Origin of the sequence: Rheinheimera sp. SA_1, assembly GCF_001669775.1 — a bacterium.
Taxonomy (GTDB): Bacteria; Pseudomonadota; Gammaproteobacteria; order Enterobacterales; family Alteromonadaceae; genus Pararheinheimera.
Genome location: NZ_LXWK01000015.1, coordinates 478,088 through 497,183, shown reverse-complemented (window position 1 = coordinate 497,183; position 19,096 = coordinate 478,088). Strand labels below are relative to the sequence as shown.

The window sequence follows — 19,096 nt, the reverse complement described above, 5'->3', positions numbered from 1 at the left end:
ACTTTAATACAAAAGTGCAGTGGGAATACTGTGGAGTTGAATTTTTTATGTGTGGATTCGCAGGTTTTCTGAGCAAAATGCAAGATGCAGAAATTGCCAATAATTGGTTGATAAAAATGGGAAATTCCATCTCCCATCGAGGACCTGATGACCAAGGGCAGTGGTACCATCCTGCAGATGGTATTGGACTCTCTCATCGACGTTTAGCGATTGTTGATTTATCGCCTGCAGGCCATCAGCCTATGGCTTCTTTATCCAAACGTTATGTGATTGCGTTCAACGGCGAAATCTACAATCACTTGGCGATCCGTGATGAACTGGCGGAAAAATGCTCTTTTGCCGTCTGGCGCGGCCATTCTGATACGGAAACTATTCTGGCTGCTTTTGACCATTGGGGCATTGAGCAAACAGTCGAAAAACTAGTCGGAATGTTTAGTATCGCGGTATGGGATTTACAGCAAAAAGAACTCGTACTGGTTCGTGATCGGATGGGAGAAAAACCCCTTTATTATGGCTGGTGTCAGGGCGTTTTTTTATTCGGCTCAGAGTTAAAAGCACTGCGATGTCATCCAGCGTTTGACGCCGAAATTAACCGCGATGCGCTGGCGTTGTATATGCAGTACAGCTATGTACCAGCGCCTTACTCAATCTACAAATCTGTGAGTAAATTGCAGCAGGGGTGTATGTTGAAAGTGAGTTTGGAACATCCCGGCGATGTTGAGGTGAGAACCTACTGGAGTTTGCAGCAAATTCACGCTAGAGAGCTTAAGCTGTCAGCACATTATTCGGATCAAGAAATAATTGAACAACTGCATCAGATGATCAAAGGTTCTGTTCAGGCACAGCTGATGTCCGATGTGCCCGTTGGCGCTTTCTTGTCGGGTGGTGTGGATTCTTCGTTGATAGTTTCATTAATGCAGTCTCTATCTTCGTCACCAGTGAAAACCTTTACCATTGGATTTGACCAGCGCGAGTTTGATGAAGCGCATTTTGCCAGTAAAGTTGCGTCTCACCTTGGTACTGATCATACAGAACTATATTTAAGTGATCAGGATACCTTAAATGTCGTTCCCAAATTGGCATCTATCTATGACGAACCATTTGCGGACTCGTCACAGATCCCTACTTTTTTAGTGTCGATGTTGGCGAAAAGTAAAGTTGCCGTCGCGCTTTCCGGTGATGCCGGCGATGAGCTGTTTTCTGGATACTCCAGATATCAACATTGTGCTGATACCTGGAGACGATTGCAGGAAAGTCATCCTGTTACCCGCAAGTTGATGCCCCTAGCAAGATTCGTATCACCCTTTGTATGTAATCAGATCAGTCATTTATTTCGTATTCAACCTGAAGGCCGCAATGCTGGACATCGACTTGCGAAAATGGCCAACGTCAGTAACGCTGATGACTTTATAAGCTATTACCAGTCGATGCTTTCGCACACAACACTGGCGCACCAGTTAGTTATATTCAGTAATCCAGTGAGTACGGTGTTTACGGACTGCAAATTTCTACCACCCAAATTAGAATCGTTAATGTTGGTTGATGGTTTGACTTATCTTCCTGACGATATTTTGGCCAAAGTAGATCGCGCCTCAATGGCTGTTTCACTTGAAAGCCGGATCCCGTTGCTGGATTATCGAATCGTTGAATTTGCGCAACAAATGCCGCAGCATCTGAAAGTTAACGCAGGTCAAAATAAATGGTGTCTCCGGCAGATCCTGGATAAGTACGTACCTAAAAAACTTATTGAACGTCCAAAAAAAGGATTCGGGGTACCGCTTGCTGCCTGGCTCAGAGGCCCGTTAAAAGAGTGGGCTGAATCGTTGTTGGATCCAGAGCTGATTTACAACCAAAAATATCTTGATCCTAAAATCGTCCGACAAATGTGGATGCAACATCAGAGTGGCGTTGCTGATTGGCATTTTCAGCTTTGGAATGTTCTTATTTTTCAACACTGGCTTAGTGACCAAAATCATCACAAGAACTAGAGATTGTTAAATGGTTCCAAGAGCTCGTTAGGACTTGCGAAATGACAAAGAACGAAATTTGTAGTAGTGCTCATAAAATATGCCACATCATTACTGACCTTGATGTTGGCGGAGCGGAATTTATGTTGAAGCGCTTGCTTGAACAACAAATTGATGAAAGAAATTCAATTTTGGTTATTTCGCTAACAGGAATCGGCAAAATTGGTGAACAGTTAATAGCACAGGGTTTTTCTGTTTATGCTTTAGACATGAAAGGGAAGTTGGCTTTCCCTGCCGCGTTTTGGAACTTAAGCCGATTACTCCGACAGTTTAAACCTGATTTGGTGCAAACTTGGATGTATCATGCCGATTTACTTGGCGGGTTAGCTGCTTATTATTGTGGGATCCGCCATATTGTCTGGGGGATTCATTGCAGTAAATTGCCGATTGGCCGACCGTTGACAAAGCTGGTGATGCAGTGTTGTGCCAGATTGTCTGCTTGGTTGCCAGCTAAAATTGTATGTGTTGCTGAAGCGGCGAGGCAAAATCATATTGAGTACGGTTATGTCGACCATAAGATGGTGATAATCCCAAATGGGTTTTCAGCGGCAACTTTACAGAAAACAATCTCACAACCGAAGCCAATCCTTTCAGCTCATGGGATAACCATGTCGATGTTTGTTGTGGGATGTGTTGGTAGGTTTCATCCCGATAAGGGGCAGGATATTCTGGTTCAAACCATCAAATTGGTGTCACAAAAAGTTCCACACGTTAAATTTGTTCTGGCTGGACGAGGTTGTGATAAGCACAATGTGGAATTGATGGAATTGATTGCAAGTTGTGGTGTTGTAGAGCAAATGGTGTTACTTGGCGAACGTGATGACGTCCCATACTTGCTGCCAGAATTTGATCTTTTTTGCATGCCGTCGCGAAGCGAAGCTTTTCCGGTAGCGTTAGGGGAGGCAATGTTAGCTGGTTTACCATGTGTTGCGACTAATGTCGGCGATTCTAAAGCGTTAGGTGGCCCAGACACAGTTTTTGTTGAGGCGTGTGACGTCAACGCACTCGCGAATGCCATCGTTGAGATGTCGCAACAATCGCCTGATGAACTAGCACAGAAAGGTTCGCTTGGGCGTAAGCGCGTTGAGCAGTTGTACTCTATTGAAAACGTGAGTCAGCACTACAAAACTATCTATTGCGATTTATTGAGTCATTGAATGAAAAAAGTTCTGATTGTCGTTAACATACCAAAATTTTTCATATCTCATTGGCTGAACATTGCACTGACCGCTCAGACTGCTGGATATCAAGTACATGTCGCCACAATGGATGGACCCGAAATTGACCAAATCAAAGCTGTTGGACTGATACATCACCTAATTCCTTTGAATCGTAGTGGTCGAAACCTGTATCAGGAACTTACTAGTTTGTGGGCGCTGTGTAGACTTTTTCGTATACTGAAGCCAGAGCTCGTCCATTTAATCACAATTAAACCAGTGATTTATGGCGGAATTGCTGCTCGTGTTACTGGTGTACGAGCCGTATTGTCAGCAGTCACTGGGCTTGGTTATGTTTTTATCAATCAACAAGGCAAAACTTCTGGTTTGAAAAGACTCGTTTCGGGTATGTATCGTTATGTTTTTGGTCATCCCAATATTCGGGTTTTATTTGAAAATGAAGCTGATTGTCATAATTTTTGCCAAAGCGGCATTGTTCAGCCTGATAAAACAGTTGTGGTCCATGGGGCCGGTGTTGATCTTGAGAAGTTTGACGTTTTACCTGAGCCGCATGGGCGCATTAGAGTTGTGTTTGCCGCGCGTTTATTAAAAGACAAAGGGGTCGTTGAATTTCTATCGGCCGCCGCAAAATTGGCGCACCTTGACCACGTGGATTTTATCCTTGCCGGTGACACAGACCATGACAATCCTGCATCTTTATCTGAGAATGAGCTTATGGATATCAAATCCACAGGTAAAGTACAGGTATTAGGGTATTGCCATGACATAGCTAACTTATTTAAGTCTAGCCATATCATTGTCTTACCTTCTTACAGGGAAGGTTTACCTAAAGTGTTAATTGAGGCTGCTGCATGTGGAAGAGCGGTCATTACTTCTGATGTGCCAGGTTGCCGGCATGTGATTGTCGCTGGACAAACCGGGCTGTTGGTACCGGTAAAAAATGCCGATGCTTTGGCAGAAGCAATCGTGACATTGGTGGCAGATGATACCATGAGGCGACAGTTCGGTTTGGCTGGACGACAGTTGGCAGAGAGCCGATATGGTCAAAATCAAATTGGTCATATTTACATGGAGCTTTATAGCCAGTTACTTACGGAGTCAAAAGTTGCAGAATAATGTAGTCCGGATCTTGTTAACCGGTAGCCATGGCTTTGTTGGGTCTGCGTTGCGCCAGCATCTGTGCGCTTCAGAGCAATATGAATTAGTTACCATTGGTCGCAGGGCATTAGCCGAACAATCACATTTTGTGGTCGAACTTAGTCATGAAAGCGATTGTAGCGTGGCGATGTCGGGGATTGATGTGGTGATCCATACGGCGGCACGTGTTCATATGATGAATGATAAAGCAGCAGATCCATTGGCGGCATTTCGCCAAATGAATACAGAAACAACACTGACTTTGGCACGTCAAGCCGCAGTGGCTGGCGTAAAACGCTTTATTTTTTTAAGTTCGCTTAAAGTGATGGGTGACGCCAAGGCCAATCAACAGGCATTTGATGCCAAACAATCACCAATGCCGAGTGATCCTTACGGTATTTCAAAATTTGAAGCTGAGCAGGGGCTTATGGAGATTTCCAGCCAGACCGGTATGGAAGTTGTCATTATTCGTCCGCCGTTGGTCTACGGTCCTGGTGTTAAGGCAAATTTCCGTCAACTTATCGCGTTAATGTCACGGCAACTGCCGTTACCGCTAGGCTCTGTTGACAATAAGCGTAGTTTGGTTGCATTGCCTAATTTGGTTGATTTAATCCTGTGTTGCATAAATCACCCAGCAGCCGCCAATCGCACCTTTATGGTGAGTGATAACCATGATTTGTCGACTCCGGAGTTAATGCAGTTGATTGCAGAAGCACTTGAAAAACGCGCTTGGTTAGTGCCGGTACCAGTCAGTTTGCTGAAGTTTATAGGCAATATAACCGGAAAATCGGCGGTTATTGACCGACTATGCGGTTCGCTACAAGTTGACATGACGGACACTTTGAAAACTCTTGACTGGCGGCCTCCTGTATCGGTGAAGCTTGGTATTACCCAAACAGTTGCGGCATTTTTAGCCGAAGGAAAACGCCGATGTTAAAGCCATGGGTATATGTGCTCCTGATATTTCTAAGCTGGTTGCTAACCGCAATCCTGCGTGCTTACGCCGTGAAGCGGAATGTCCTTGACGTTCCAAATCAACGTAGTTCTCACAAGATACCGACTCCGCGCGGTGGTGGACTTGCAGTCGTTATTTGTTATTTGGCGTTTACATCAGTCATTGCTGGCTTAAATTTCATGTCATGGCCGATGGCTTTGGGATTAGTCCTGAGTGGTATACTGGTCGCGTTTATCGGTTTTCTTGATGATCACGGTCATGTGAAGGCATCATTGCGCTTGATGGTACATTTTACAGCTGCATCAATAGTGGTTTTTGTGGCAGGGCCATTGCCAGAGTTGGTGATGTTTGGCTATCAAATTGATTTTGGCCAACTCGCCTATATTCTGGCAGTACTTGGTGTCGTTTGGGTGCTTAATCTTTACAATTTTATGGATGGTATTGACGGTATTGCAGCAATTGAAGCCGTGTCTGTTTGTATCGTTATGGTATTGCTGGTTTATTTTGGAAATCGTCATGATTACTTGCTGCTGCTACATCTGGGTTTAGCGAGTTGTGTCACCGGTTTTCTTATCTGGAATCATCCGCCAGCAAAAATATTTATGGGGGATGCTGGTAGCGGTTTTGTCGGCTTGAGTATTGCGGCGCTGGTTCTGTTATCGGCGAATGTATCTGCTGACTTGTTGTGGGCCTGGCTCATTATGCTGGGTGTTTTTATCGTTGATGCTACCTACACCTTAGTCGCACGTTCAATGCGGGGAATGAAATTTTATCAAGCCCATCGTTCTCATGCATATCAACATGCTGCATTGCGTTTTGGGAAACACTGGCCTGTCAGTTACGGGGTTTGCCTCATTAACCTGTGCTGGCTGGCACCTTGGAGCTGGTTGGTAGTTTTTTATGACTTAGATGGTGCAATTGCCCTGATATTGGCATATTCACCGTTGTTGTATTTGGCACATCATTATCGAGCAGGTAAGGACAGTTGCTGAAGTGATGTGGTATAACGTAATTTTTCGGGACTTAAGTGTCTGTGTAGGTTCACAGGCTGGCGAGCAAGGTTTGATATTGCTACTTCGGTTGCAGAATCTCGAGATGGCAGTAGAATAGCGCCCCCTTGCGAAAGTAATTTTTTAATAACTTCCAGAGTAATTGCTAGTGAAACATTTAATCGTGGCACGGTCGTATACTGGATCTGGAAGTCAGGTTTCAAGATGCCGTTAGTGACAGTCTATATTCCAACCCGTAACAGATACGATTTACTCAAACGTGCGGTGCTCAGTTGTCTGGCACAGACGCATAAGAACCTGGAGATAATCGTCGTCGACGATGGTTCAGATGCCGTTATCCAACAGCAAGTGATGCAGCTTTCTCAATTAGACCCGAGAATTAGTGTCATTTTACAAAACGAACCCGTAGGTGCTTGTGCGGCGCGTAATCGCGCCATAGCGATAGCCAGTGGCGAGTTTTTGGCAGGTCTGGACGACGATGATGAATTTACACCAGAGCGAATTGAGTCGTTACTCGAACTGTTCCAAAATAATCCAACCCGGTCGTTTGTGAGCTCCGGATACATCATCAAAACTGCCAGCGGTCAAATCCTTACCAGCAACAAAGGTGCGCGTGAGATTGACTTGAACGCTTTGTTATTTGCTAATGTTGTTGGAAATCAAATTCTTACGAAAACATATTATTTGCGAGACATTGGCGGCTTCGACATTAATCTGCCGTCTTGTCAGGATTATGACACTTGGATCCGGCTGGTGGAACGTTTCGGGTCTGGTCAGCGCTGCCATCAAACAAGTTATATTGTTCATCAGGACCATGGTTCAGAAAGGATCTCTAATCATATGCGTCGTAGGCAGGGTTATGAGTACTTATTTAATAAACATCAGCATTTGATGAACGAATCTCAAAAAGCTAGTCAAAGGTTTTATCAGTTGTTATACACTCAGCGGCCAGGATTGCTGGCGTTATTGAAAGCAGCGCCTTATAGCCAGATGCTGGTCGCGTTAAAGGTGTATTTACTGCGTAAAATTGGTTACGATATTTAGTGAATTTTAGCTTGAATCCTGCAGAATGAGGTTATGAATGAAAGTAAGTAAAATGAAAGGTTTTACCTTGATTGAGCTGTTAATAGTCCTGGTTATCCTTGGGTTACTTGCTTCCCTGGTAGCACCAAAAATGTTTTCAAAAGTTGATTCGTCAAAGATTAAGACGGCTGAGACTCAGTTAAAATTAATCGAAACTGCACTGGATACCTATCGTCTTGATTTAGGCCAACATCCGGAAAATCTCGACGAATTGATCAAAAGCAGTAAGAAAAACTGGGATGGTCCTTATTTGCCAAAGGACATTCCGTTGGACCCATGGGGTAATCCTTATGTTTATACAGTGCCTGGCATCGACGGCAAGACATTCTCTTTAATGTCTTATGGGAAAGATGGCCGAGTTGGTGGCGCCGATGACAATGCGGATATTGTTTTGCAATGATAGATCTGGCATCCCTGCTTGAAGAACAATTTGGTGTTTCCCGGGCTGAAGTGGAAAAAGCCAAAAGTTATCAGTTGAAGTACAGTGGGCAGCTGGAAAATATTCTGATCAGTATGGGCAGTTTATCAACAGAGGTTTTGCCAGAGTTGTATGCAAAACTGCTTGATTTGCCATACTTAAATGATGAAGATTTAGCTGATTGGGTTTTTCCTGAACGTTGTAAAGCACTGGCCCTAGGTGAATTGTATGACCGGGGCTGGTTACCTTTTAGTGTTGAAAGTGATCAATTTTGTTTTGCAACCTATGCGCCGTTTAACAAGGATGCACAGGAAATTATTACGGCGCATAACATTGATTTTACTATCAAAATAGTCAATCAAGATCAATTTAATCTGTTGCGTAGTAAGTCTGAGCTTTCCGACAATTTTGCTGATTCCGCAGCCTTAAATTCGGTCGAGGAAGCGCGTCTTCGCGAGCTCGCTGCTGAAGCTCCAACAGTAAACCTACTGAACTCTTTGATCACACGAGCTCTACGTATGCGGGCGTCTGACATGCATATAGAGCCAAATCAGGGCAAAGCGAAAGTCCGCTTCCGTATTGATGGGGTGCTACAGGATATTGATACAGTTCCAACGCACCTGGTATTACCTGTCACCACAAGATTAAAAATTCTTAGCAGTATGGATATTGCCGAAAAGCGCAGGCCGCAGGATGGAAAAATCGAAATGCGGATTGGTGGTATCGATCTGGATATCCGGGTGTCAGCGTTGCCGTTGAATGATGGTGAGAGCGTTGTAATGCGTTTTTTGCGTAAAGATGCGATTAATTACGACATGAAAGTTTTAGGCATTTCTGCGGACATTGAACAGAAAATTCTTGAAGACATTAAAACAACTGCAGGGGTCGTGTTATTAACAGGTCCTACAGGCTCGGGTAAAACAACCAGTCTCTATACGTTTTTGAACCGACTGAATAGCCCGGAAGTTAAGATTATTACCCTTGAGGACCCGGTTGAGTATCAGCTTACCGGGATCAACCAGGTTCAGGTTCAGTCCGATATTGGTTTTGATTTTGCGGCTGGTTTACGTAGTATCGTCCGGCAAGATCCGGACATTATTATGCTGGGTGAAATCCGTGATAAAGAAACGGCCAGCATCGCTATGCAATCAGCGCTCACCGGACATTTGGTCTTTTCGACGGTACACACCAATGACGCGCCCAGTGCTTACACCCGATTGTTAGATTTAGGCGTCGAAGAGTTTTTGCTTAATGCCGCTTTAGTGTCGATCGTGGCGCAGCGGCTCGTTCGGTGTCTATGTCCACACTGCAGTGTTCCGGCAGCTAATACGGAAGAAATTGTAGATAAATATCGACTAGCCAATATAGCGACAAAATTTGAAATCTCGCCGGTTAATGTCAGAACAGCCGTTGGTTGTGACTTATGTAACCACACTGGTTATAAAGGTCGTTTGGCGATGATTGAGTACCTACGCTGTGATGATGAAATCCGCCATATACCCAAAGACGAAAATTTTATTCTGAAAGCCCGCGAAGTAAATAAAAATCGTGGAGGCCGCAATCTGCTCGAAGACGGTATGTTAAAAGTACTGCAAGGCTCAACAACCATTGAAGAAGTTTTGAGGGTCGCAGGCTAATGGCATCTTTTACTTATCAGGGATTTGATCAGTCCGGTGCCAAAGCTTCCGGTGATATTGACGCTGCATCAATAGCGGAAGCAAGAGCAACCCTCGGTGCGCGTGGGATTATGGTGAAGTCGATTACTGCAGTCAGCGGTCAACAACAACAGTCGATATTTGGTGAAGAAAAACTTGGTTTGGCTGATATTGAGTTCCTGACGTCTGAGTTATCAGTGTTGCTGGATGCAGGTCTTAAGATAGACAAAGGGATTGAGCTACTGAGGAAAACCAGCAAAAAACCTGCCCTGATCAAGCTCCTTACAAAACTTAGCTCTGAACTGAAAAGCGGCAAGCAACTGTCGCAAGCACTCGCAGCCACCGGTAGCTTATTCGATCCGCTTTACATTAATCTGGTGGGTATCGGTGAAGCAACCGGGAATCTTGCAAACGTATTTCGTGAGCTGGCTACTGACCTGGTCTTCAGGCGCGAATTGCAGCAGAAAATAATTACCGCATTAATGTATCCAATGATCATCCTCGTAGTTTGTTTGTTGTCAGTGGTGTTTATTTTTAATTATGTCGTACCAAATATGTCTGGTTTATTTGAAGGTAATCTGGAACTGCCTTGGTACACCTCGATGTTGTTGGGAATGTCGACTTGGCTGATTAATTATCAATGGTATCTTCTACTTGGACTGATTGTGACTGGTATAGCTTCAGCGTCGTTAATGCGACAACCCGCAACTCAGGCCGCTTTACAAAAAATTATAATCCGCTTGCCAATGTTCCGCACTGCAGTGCTGTTGGTTGAGCGAATTCGTTTTAATTCTGGTTTATCGATGATGCTTAACGCCGGAGTCGCTATCGATCGCGCACTGGATCTTTCGAGTAATAATATTAAAAATGGCGAGGTTAGACGTGAGATTAATATTGCCATTTCGAAAGTAAAACAAGGCGAGTTATTGTCAGTTTGTTTAAGGCAAAGTGCATTGTTCCCTGATTTTTTTGCGTCTTTGCTTGCTGTTGGTGAGGAAAGTGGGCAGTTGGGACGCATTTTTCAGGAAATTGCCCTACGTAGTCAGCGCGAGTTTTCGCAGTGGGTAACCCGTCTTACCAGTTTACTGGAACCTTTGTTGATTGTGGTGATGGGCGGTTTAGTTGGGGGTGTTGTGGTGATCATGATGCTTAGTATCACGACTGTTACCGACATTGGGATCTGATCTTGTTTATTTCGCCTCAGCTACACAGTAAAACCCTACTTTTTAGTAAAGGCAGCCGTGGTTTTACGTTGATAGAGCTGATCGTGGTCATGGCTGTGATAAGTGTAGTCATGATGTTGGTTGGCCCATTGTCTCAGACTCAGGTTGAACGAAGTAAAGCTTTTGCGGAATGGATGGAAGTACAACGGGTATTCGAGTTGGTCGCTAAAGAGGCCTATCTGGACGGCGAAAGTTATATTTTGCACCTCGATGGTACCGAGCTAAGCCTTACCAAGGGGAATGCTACGAAAGAAAAAACTTATCAGTACACTTATGTATTTTTCCCTAAACAAGAAATTCATTTTAATCATCATGGTTATGTAATGTCCGCTGGGGTGGATGCTTTTATTCGGTCAAAAAAAGTGGAGTACCGGTTTAATACCAACCGCGAAAGAACAGGTACGAATGTATTATGACGAAGTCAAAGGGTTTTACTTTGGTGGAAGTATTAATAGCTTCAGTGATTCTTTTGACGGTACTTTCTTTAACGGCAAATACATTTAGTCAATCGAGAATCAACAGTAAGCAAGCTGAAAATGTGGTGTTGTTACATGCGCCATTGCCTTTTATTCTCGATACGATCCGACAGCAAATTCGGGACAATCCTATCGCAGAACTTCATGGTGATGGTGCTTTTCAGCAGGTCGAGTTTCGCTGGTCTGCAACAACAGAACACTTTCTGCCGCCGCCTGAGTCGATGATTGTCGAAAATTTACAAACTGTGACTTATCAACCACGGTTTAGACTTTATAACGTCAATTTGCAGTTGCAGTACCTTAGCAAAACGCGAGAATTTAACTTCAAAGAAATAGCTTGGTTAAAAATGGCGGTGCCACAAGATGAGTAAGCACCAACAAGGGTTTACTCTGATTGAATTGTTAATTGCGACCAGCATCATGTTGATGATGTTGGTGATGGCGATGTTCGGCTACCAACTGTACGACAAACAGTGGCGGAAGGAAAAAGACAACGTCAGTATTGCATTTACCCAACTCAAAACTTTTGATTTATTTAACAGCGCATTACATGGCATCGTGCCGTATTTGGTTAATGAAAAAGAAAAAGTTGGTTTTTATTTTCTCGGCAAGCAAGATGGATTTACCGCGATAACGACCAATCCAATCGTCAATACTGGCTATCCGGCAGTGATTAGAATTTTTACTGAATTGGATGATGTAGGACAATATCGTCTTGTCTATGAAGAAGCTAGCCTGAAAAATACATGGCTGGTTGGGGCAAATCAGCGGTTAAATTTTTCAGAGCGACTGGTCGTTTTGCGTGATATTAAAGATATCGAGTTTCAATATTTTGCAATTCCGAATGCAAGCGAACCAGTCGAAATGGATGAAAATGATCAAATAATTGACCGGCGCAGGTGGCTTCATGTGCACGACGGGTTAACAGCTTTTACTCATCCTGAAAAAGTACAGATCAACATTGCCGGTTTTCCAATATATGCCAGCATTGCAAGCCGGGCAGAGGCTGTTGCTGCAAAAGTTGCGACGGAGGCTTTTTGACTACTTCCATTGACGTGGGGCGACACCGTGGTGTAGCGCTGATACAGGTATTATTGCTAAGCGTGATGTTGTCGGTACTCATGATTTCAGTGGTCTTTAATTCAAAGTCGCAACTCATCGAAGCTGAGAAAATTCAAGACCGAGCTGACGCGATGGTTAGACTGCACAGTCAGGAATCTGAGCTGTTGTTTTCGTTACTGACACATAGTCGCAAGCAGCAAAGCAGTGTGCTGGAGTTGCCAAATCGCTGGAATTTTTATGGGGAGTCTATTGCTATCCCACATGGTGAAGTTCAAATACGTGATGTAGCGGGTTTTTTTTCTATTTATAATATTAAACAAATGAAATATATATTTGATTTGCATGGTATTAACGCTGCCGAAGCCACGAAGGCGTCAAATGATTTGAATGTACTTATATTGCCTCGTGCTGTTATCCCTGAATATATGCAGCGTTATATTGAATCTACTGAACCACTCCCGATCAGAAATGCCGGTCTGCAATTAGTCGACGAACTTCGGTTTATTCAAGGTGTAGATGACACGATTTTTCGGCAGTTAGCTCCGAATCTTACGACTTATCCATCAAAAACTCTGAATCCAGCTGCGATGACAGCTGAACAGATGGCGTTGTACATTAGCGAACCTTCCTTGTCGCTGGTTCTTTCTTTGAGAAACGAAGGCAAATTGACCCCGGAAAGTTTTTTGGAACTGACGGGGTTGGAATATGATCAGGGTTTCAGTCCTTTGCCCGGCAACGCACTGGAGCTAAGCTTCACAGCCGTTCTTAACGATGTTAAGCTAACGCGTAAATTGACGGTTGTCATTAATCCTTACGAAACAATTCCGTTTTATTTCTGGGAATATCAAAAATATAGCCATGTCAACTAATCCAGATAGATCACCGATGTTCAGCAGTAAGTTGGCTGGCATTGTCGCTCGTTTCATCACTCCAATGCTTCGATTTCAAACACTTGAAGATTGTTATGTATTTGCTGTCGAATCTTATAAGTGGCGCATCGGCACCCAGGCCAGTCCCAGTAAAGGCCTGGTCTACATTGCGGCGCGTCGATCATATCTCGAGTTTGAAAAAGTGTATCCAATCGAAAGTAGCTCTGACTTAAAGGCTGTGTTAAATCAACAGTTTGAAGGGCGTGACTGTATTCATCTAATTCAGAAGACAGCTAATCATCAAAGTTTGGTGAAAACCTTTATTTTTGACACAAAATTAATATCTGCATTACCTGCCTTTAGTATTCTGCTGCCTGAGTCCGTGGTTCTCCATGCAGCTTTACAAGACCGGCATTGTAAGTCGGTCATTAGAGACGAGGGGCAGTCGTGGTTTTTGTATGTCAGGGCAGCACATTTCAGCTCACAAATTTCAAACATAATTTGTGGAGATCTTGACACCTTTTCTATGGTAAATGGCGTCCCGCAAGATATTGAGGAAATTGACATTCAGCCTAGCGATAAACCTGCATTGTTGATGAAAGGGCTTAAGAGTATATCTCCTACGTCGTTGCTGAATTTCATCCGCTATAAACGACAGCAAGCTCAGCCATTACCGTGGCGAGAAATTGGAGTATCAACTGTTGCAGGTTTGCTTTGTTACCTCTCACTTTCAAGTTTTTATCTGCATTGGACCGAGAGCTCAGCTTCAAAAATAGTAGCAAGTTTTGGTTCGGATGTAGATCTGGTTATGACTGAAAAACAACAGGTCGAAGAATTACAATTAAAACTAAATAAGGCTCAGCAGCTGTTGTTGCAGCATGAAAATACCTGGCCTGTGTGGTCAACATTATTGCATTTGTTAGACAATGGTGTGAGCCTTTCCTCATTTCAGTGGCAAAATGGCCATCTGATTGTAAAAGGCACAACACCAGTAGCTACCGGACTTATCGAAGCGCTCACGAAGTTATCCTATGTGAGCAGAGCAACCTTTACTGACCCAACTCGCCGAGAACGCGATTTGGACTCGTTCAGTATTAAAATTGAATTCCGATTAGAGGCCGAAGATGCTAAAAAATAAGCCTTTGATGATTGCAGTTATTCTGGTTTTGGCGAGTTTGCAGTTTTTGTGGGTACCTTGGTATGACGCCCAACAAGAGAAAGTTCTGGAAACAACTACCGTATTAACACGCCAGATGAAAATTGAACGTTTGCTGGAGCAAAAAGAGCAGGTCAGCACTGACCTAGTGCAACTCAAAAAGGTGTATAGTGACCAGCTTGCTTTATTGCTGGTTGCCGAAGACGAACAGACACTAGGCTTGCGCATACAACAGGATTTCAACAAAAGAGTTGCGGATCACAACCTGCAGTTGGAGTTTTTTAACTGGGGTGTGCAGGGAAATGATCAGCCCTCTGGCTTACAACGAGGTCTTTTTACGTTCCGTGTTTCGGGAGCGTTAACAGACATTGTATCTTTTGGCCACCAGTTAGATCAGCAACTCGGGTTAAAGGTTATCTCGATGAATTTTGACTGGCGTGGCAACCTGGCTCTGGATAAAAAAACGAATGTTACTTTTAATATAGAGCTTCTCTATCAAGTGGTGGCACCGTGAATAAGTCTGCAATCTTCATTACGATTTGTATATTGTCGATGATTTTCAGTGCTGACTTTTTCAGCCGAATTTATCTGGATGTCGATGCAAAAGACCTGCAAATGACTGAAGCATCGATACCAGAAGTCGTAGTTCCAACAGCCATACCTGCAGAATTGAAAAAACTGATCGCAAATTTTAAATCGTCAACAAAGGGTGAAAATGCGCAGAGCCAAAATTTTGATTCCGCTGTTCTGGCACAATATAAATTTACTTTACTGGCGATTTTCTTCAAATCGGGGCAGTACACTGCTGTGATGTCCGCTAAGGACATTAAAAACAATAAAGATGAAATTATTAAACTGATGGAAGGCGAACAATATTCCGGCATCTCTGTTTCTCGCGTGCAAGGCAAACTAGTCGAGATGCAACATCATGATCGATCAATAAAATTGCGTTTGTTTGACAATTCAAGCCCACAGGAAAGAGAGTCATTATGAGTTTTTTGGTTTCAGAGGTAATTGGTTTCCGTCGTCGCATCGTGGTTGCGATTGCGCTGTCGTTTTGTCTCGGCGGTTGTGTAAATTCCGATCCAAAAACCTATTCAGTTCAGCAATCCAGAATTGCGAATGGTGATGACTTTGCCGAACAGACTAACCAGCCGGTAGTTTCTGAAATTGAAAACTCCAGTACGCTTGGTTATCAGTCGTTGACGCCGCTACAACAACAACAAAGACGATTTGCAGGTCAGATGGATTTAACCAGTAAATTCAGCCAACAAGGTGAGCTTGAACTCGCGGCTGAAAATATGGAACTGGCTCAGTTTATCCACCTCGTTTTTGGTGATTTACTTAAAGTGAACTACGTTATTGCTGACGATGTCGCAGCGACCGGACAAAAGGTCAGTCTGCAGGTACAAACGCCGGTGGGTGCGCGGAAGCTTTTTACCATGGCCATGCAGATCCTCGCTGATAAACAAGTGGCAATCACCGAGCGGGAAGATGTTTTTTATATTCACAAAGCTGAACAGGCGAAGACCGCGAGTATCGCCCTCGGTTTTGGCCGAAACCCAAATGACGTGCCGCAAATGCCAGGTACACTCACCCAAATAGTCCCTATTTTATATAACCGCGATTTGTCAATTGAACGGGTGTTGACCGAATTGACCAATACCAGAGTGGAAGAAGTTCAGGGGCAAAGTGCTTACTCAATTCAGGGCGAGCGCACAGAGATATTGCGCGCCCTTGATTTGCTCAACATCCTTGATGCGCCAGCAGCCAGAGGTAAACACGTCGGTTTGTTACGGTTAACTTATATTTCAGTCGAAGAGTTTGTTAAACAACTGAATGAGCTGTTATTGAGTGAAGGCCTACCAGTCGATATTGGTAAACCGGGCAACCGCAACATGGTGGTGATCCCCCTTGAGCAAATTGGTGCTGTAGCGCTGTTTGCTGCCGACGATCTTTATATTGACCGCGTGCAATTTTGGGCAAGTAAACTTGATCAACCGAGCCAGGGTAGCGCCAGAAGTTATTTTATCTATCATCCACGTTATGCCCGTGCCAGTGACTTAGGTGAGTCGGTAGGCGCGTTATTCGGCCAACAGAATAGCAGCGCAAACCAAACCCGAGATACGCAGTCGGCACAAGAAATGCCAGTGACGACACCTCAAAATAGCGCCAATGTGCGACCAGGTGCTGGGACAGGTAGTCAAAATGATATTCAGGTCAGTACCGATGATCTGATGATGACGGTGGATAGCCGCTCGAACTCATTGATTTTCTACACGACAGGTAAAAAGTACCAAAACATTCTGCCTATGGTAAAACGCCTTGATGTGATGCCAAAACAGATCTTGTTAGAAGCGACTATTGCCGAAGTAACATTAACCGATGAGTTTGCAATGGGAGTCGAGTTCGCAATTCGAAATGGCATGCTGGGTATGGGAACTTCCGGGGCGTTAGGCGTCGCCAAAATAGGCGGCTTGAATATTGGTTACAATAACGGCTTAGATAAAATTCTTTTGCAACTCACCGCAACCGATAGTCGGGTTAATTTGTTGTCTAGCCCTTCGATTGTCGTGCGTGATGGTGTTAACGCGGTCATTGGTGTTGGTTCCGATATTCCAACGGTTGGTACCACTACGATCAACCCTGGTACCGATACCCAAAGCACCACAGTTGCTTATCGGAAAACCGGTGTTGAGTTTTCAGTGACGCCGACGATCAGCGCGCAAGGGTTGGTAGTGATGGCGATTGAACAGAAAATATCGAACACGGTCGATGGTGGTGTACAAGTTGCGGGTAGCCCATCTTTTTTTGAACGTAGTATAAAAACTGAAGTCATAGCGCAGAGTGGTCAAAGCATCCTGTTAGGAGGCCTGATGTCGGAGAATAATACCAAATCTCACTCTAAGGTGCCGTTTCTAGCAGACTTGCCGATATTAGGTAAGTTATTTCAAAGTGAAAAAGATAACGTGACTAAGACTGAGCTTATTATCTTGATAACGCCAAAAGTTTTAGATAATACTACTCAGTGGCAGGCGATCAGTGATAAGCTAAGTCAACAAATGTCGTTGTTACGGCTTACTGAGTAACTTCTATACAAGTTGCTGTGATTTTCTTGAGGTTTTTTAAAAATTTATCGTTGACAATCTCTGTCGCGGTAATAGAATGTGGGTTAGAAATTGGGTTGCCCCAGCTTCTTTATAAAACAAGAAACTAAGGCAAGATGCCGATAAGTTTCAATTTCATGAAATTGGAGAATGTTCTAATGAAGACAATGTTCAAAAAGACTCTCGTAGCTGCAGCATTAGCCGGCTTCGGCTTCTCGGCCTTCGCAGCTGACGTAACTACAAACGTAGTAAACGTATCTAAACAAGGTTCTACTGCTGGTGATTTGACTGCTGGTAACGTAGTTGTTGCACTTGAAGCTGCTTACGCAGTAGGCGACACAATTACTTTTACTTTCACTGGTGGTTTGAAAACTGCTCCTCTTAGCATCACGTCATCTGGCGCAAACGCTGTGACCTTGGGCCGTACAGGTCAGACAGCTACTTCAGCTACTTATCGTGTAACTGAAATTACAGGCGCTGGTGCTGTTCATGGTTCTTTCACCTTCACTGGCGCTACAGCGCTCGTGTTCAAGGGTGCTGACGTAGTAGCACTGGGTAAAGTGAACGTAACTTATGGTGCTACTCTGGGCACATCTACAAGTGCTTTAGATACACCAGTTGAATATAACGCTGATGCTGATCTGACTTCAGGCGCGTTGTTTAACGTTCGTGACCAGTTTGTTGCTGCTGTCACTGCTGTAAACCGTTTTGACGGTGTTTTAGATGTTGCTGCTGACCGTGAGGCTTTCACTGGTGCTGTTACTACTGACGTGCTGACTATTGGTCTGACCAACAACTCAGGTGACACCAGCGCTGTTGCTAAAGGCACAACTACATTTGTAGTAAATGGCGATTTCTCTTGGGCTGAAGACGCAACTGTTGCTGCTCCAGTATGTACAGCTGGTGCTGTTGTTGGAACTCCAGCAATCACTGCAACGAGCTATACGTTTGCGTGTAATGCTGCTACAACTGGCGCAACTCTTACTTTAGATATCGATCAGGGTGCTGACACTGTTGCAGTTAACCCAACTTCGTTCTCTTTAGTTGCTACACATGGTTACGGTGCATCTACTGCTTCATTAACTCAAGCTGCTCTGAATGCTGGTGCTTGGACTGTAAACGGTTCAGTAGTTACTGTTCCATACATGGTGTACGGTACTGTTGGTGAGAAACTGTTCAGTCAAGTTGTTAACCTGACCAACAACGGTTCACAGACTGGTACTATCTATGCTGACGTATGGGCTACAGATGCTGTTACTGGTAAATCAGTTCCAGTTCTGTCGAACGTAACAGTTGGTACTTCTCACCCGAAAGCAACTGCTAAACTGGCAGGCGTGATTCGTCAGAAGATGGCTGAAGCTGCTACTCCATTCATCAATGGTACAGTTGCTATCCGTTTAATCACTGATGTAAAAGCTGATTCAGTTTCTGTATACTCTGCTTATGTTGACAATGCTACTTCTGAGCGTGCAATCGTGAACAACGATTCACCAGTAGTTGCTACTAAAGTTGTTAACCCATAATTATATGAGTTGCTAAAAACGGGCCATCAGGCCCGTTTTTTTTTACCTATAGTCCTATGCTGCCATATTATTTTGCGTAGAGGCATCCACTCTTTTGTCATATTTGTTACTTACTACATCTGCAGATCATGCATGAAAGGCAGTTACTTGTTTTTATTGGTTTAATTAAGCAAAAATAGTTCAAATAAGTTGGGCTTTTTTGCGACGGTTGTTATAG

At 44.0% G+C, this 19,096-nt stretch carries 18 protein-coding genes; all 18 read left to right on the top strand.

From position 1 onward, the window contains the following. The first annotated feature begins 47 nt into the window (after positions 1-47). The 18 genes from asnB to A5320_RS09410 all read left to right on the top strand — a co-directional run bounded on the left by asnB (position 48) and on the right by A5320_RS09410 (position 18,879). Positions 48-1,988 (top strand): asparagine synthase (glutamine-hydrolyzing), encoded by a 1,941-nt coding sequence (asnB, locus tag A5320_RS09495; RefSeq protein ID WP_068063783.1) that lies wholly within the window; start codon positions 48-50, stop codon positions 1,986-1,988. A 41-nt stretch (positions 1,989-2,029) separates the two neighbouring features. Further along, on the top strand, positions 2,030-3,184 hold the full coding sequence (locus A5320_RS09490) for a glycosyltransferase family 4 protein (protein WP_068063781.1): 1,155 nt from the start codon (positions 2,030-2,032) through the stop codon (positions 3,182-3,184). Continuing rightward, positions 3,185-4,321 carry a glycosyltransferase family 4 protein gene (locus tag A5320_RS09485; protein ID WP_068063780.1) on the top strand — a complete coding sequence of 379 codons (1,137 nt, stop codon included), beginning with the start codon at positions 3,185-3,187 and terminating at the stop codon, positions 4,319-4,321. Next, entirely contained in the window at positions 4,311-5,279 is a 969-nt protein-coding gene (locus A5320_RS09480) for a UDP-glucose 4-epimerase family protein (protein ID WP_068063779.1), read from the top strand. Before A5320_RS09485 ends, A5320_RS09480 begins: the two co-directional genes overlap by 11 nt. Next, complete coding sequence (locus tag A5320_RS09475; RefSeq protein WP_068063778.1) at positions 5,273-6,289, top strand: MraY family glycosyltransferase; 1,017 nt, start codon at positions 5,273-5,275, stop codon at positions 6,287-6,289. The genes A5320_RS09480 and A5320_RS09475 overlap by 7 nt, the downstream gene beginning before the upstream one ends. A gap of 222 nt (positions 6,290-6,511) precedes the next feature. Beyond that, on the top strand, positions 6,512-7,351 hold the full coding sequence (locus A5320_RS09470; RefSeq protein WP_068063776.1) for a glycosyltransferase: 840 nt from the start codon (positions 6,512-6,514) through the stop codon (positions 7,349-7,351). Positions 7,352-7,388: 37 nt separating this feature from the next. Continuing rightward, positions 7,389-7,790: a type II secretion system major pseudopilin GspG gene (gspG, locus tag A5320_RS09465; RefSeq protein ID WP_068063775.1), complete on the top strand. Its 402-nt coding sequence runs from the start codon at positions 7,389-7,391 to the stop codon at positions 7,788-7,790. Further along, on the top strand, positions 7,787-9,445 hold the full coding sequence (locus A5320_RS09460; protein ID WP_197490052.1) for a GspE/PulE family protein: 1,659 nt from the start codon (positions 7,787-7,789) through the stop codon (positions 9,443-9,445). The genes gspG and A5320_RS09460 overlap by 4 nt, the downstream gene beginning before the upstream one ends. Beyond that, positions 9,445-10,647, top strand: a complete 1,203-nt coding sequence (locus A5320_RS09455) for a type II secretion system F family protein (RefSeq protein WP_068063773.1) — start codon at positions 9,445-9,447, stop codon at positions 10,645-10,647. The genes A5320_RS09460 and A5320_RS09455 overlap by 1 nt, the downstream gene beginning before the upstream one ends. 2 nt (positions 10,648-10,649) lie before the next feature. Beyond that, a complete protein-coding gene (locus A5320_RS09450) occupies positions 10,650-11,102 on the top strand; it encodes a type II secretion system protein (protein ID WP_068063772.1) in 453 nt (150 codons plus the stop codon). Continuing rightward, a complete protein-coding gene (locus tag A5320_RS09445; RefSeq protein WP_068063771.1) occupies positions 11,099-11,533 on the top strand; it encodes a PilW family protein in 435 nt (144 codons plus the stop codon). Before A5320_RS09450 ends, A5320_RS09445 begins: the two co-directional genes overlap by 4 nt. After that, positions 11,526-12,203, top strand: coding sequence for a PulJ/GspJ family protein (locus A5320_RS09440; protein WP_068063769.1), 678 nt, complete (start codon positions 11,526-11,528; stop codon positions 12,201-12,203). The genes A5320_RS09445 and A5320_RS09440 overlap by 8 nt, the downstream gene beginning before the upstream one ends. Continuing rightward, on the top strand, positions 12,200-13,093 hold the full coding sequence (locus A5320_RS09435; RefSeq protein ID WP_157605758.1) for a type II secretion system protein GspK: 894 nt from the start codon (positions 12,200-12,202) through the stop codon (positions 13,091-13,093). Before A5320_RS09440 ends, A5320_RS09435 begins: the two co-directional genes overlap by 4 nt. Beyond that, entirely contained in the window at positions 13,083-14,231 is a 1,149-nt protein-coding gene (locus A5320_RS09430) for a hypothetical protein (protein ID WP_157605757.1), read from the top strand. The genes A5320_RS09435 and A5320_RS09430 overlap by 11 nt, the downstream gene beginning before the upstream one ends. Then, positions 14,218-14,763: a hypothetical protein gene (locus tag A5320_RS09425; protein ID WP_068063766.1), complete on the top strand. Its 546-nt coding sequence runs from the start codon at positions 14,218-14,220 to the stop codon at positions 14,761-14,763. The genes A5320_RS09430 and A5320_RS09425 overlap by 14 nt, the downstream gene beginning before the upstream one ends. Next, positions 14,760-15,242: a hypothetical protein gene (locus tag A5320_RS09420; RefSeq protein ID WP_157605755.1), complete on the top strand. Its 483-nt coding sequence runs from the start codon at positions 14,760-14,762 to the stop codon at positions 15,240-15,242. The genes A5320_RS09425 and A5320_RS09420 overlap by 4 nt, the downstream gene beginning before the upstream one ends. Further along, positions 15,239-17,338, top strand: coding sequence for a secretin N-terminal domain-containing protein (locus tag A5320_RS09415; RefSeq protein ID WP_068063762.1), 2,100 nt, complete (start codon positions 15,239-15,241; stop codon positions 17,336-17,338). The genes A5320_RS09420 and A5320_RS09415 overlap by 4 nt, the downstream gene beginning before the upstream one ends. Positions 17,339-17,514: 176 nt before the next feature. Then, the gene (locus tag A5320_RS09410) at positions 17,515-18,879 is read left to right on the top strand and encodes a hypothetical protein (protein WP_157605753.1); all 1,365 of its coding nucleotides are present in this window, start codon (positions 17,515-17,517) and stop codon (positions 18,877-18,879) included. Positions 18,880-19,096 lie beyond the last annotated feature (217 nt).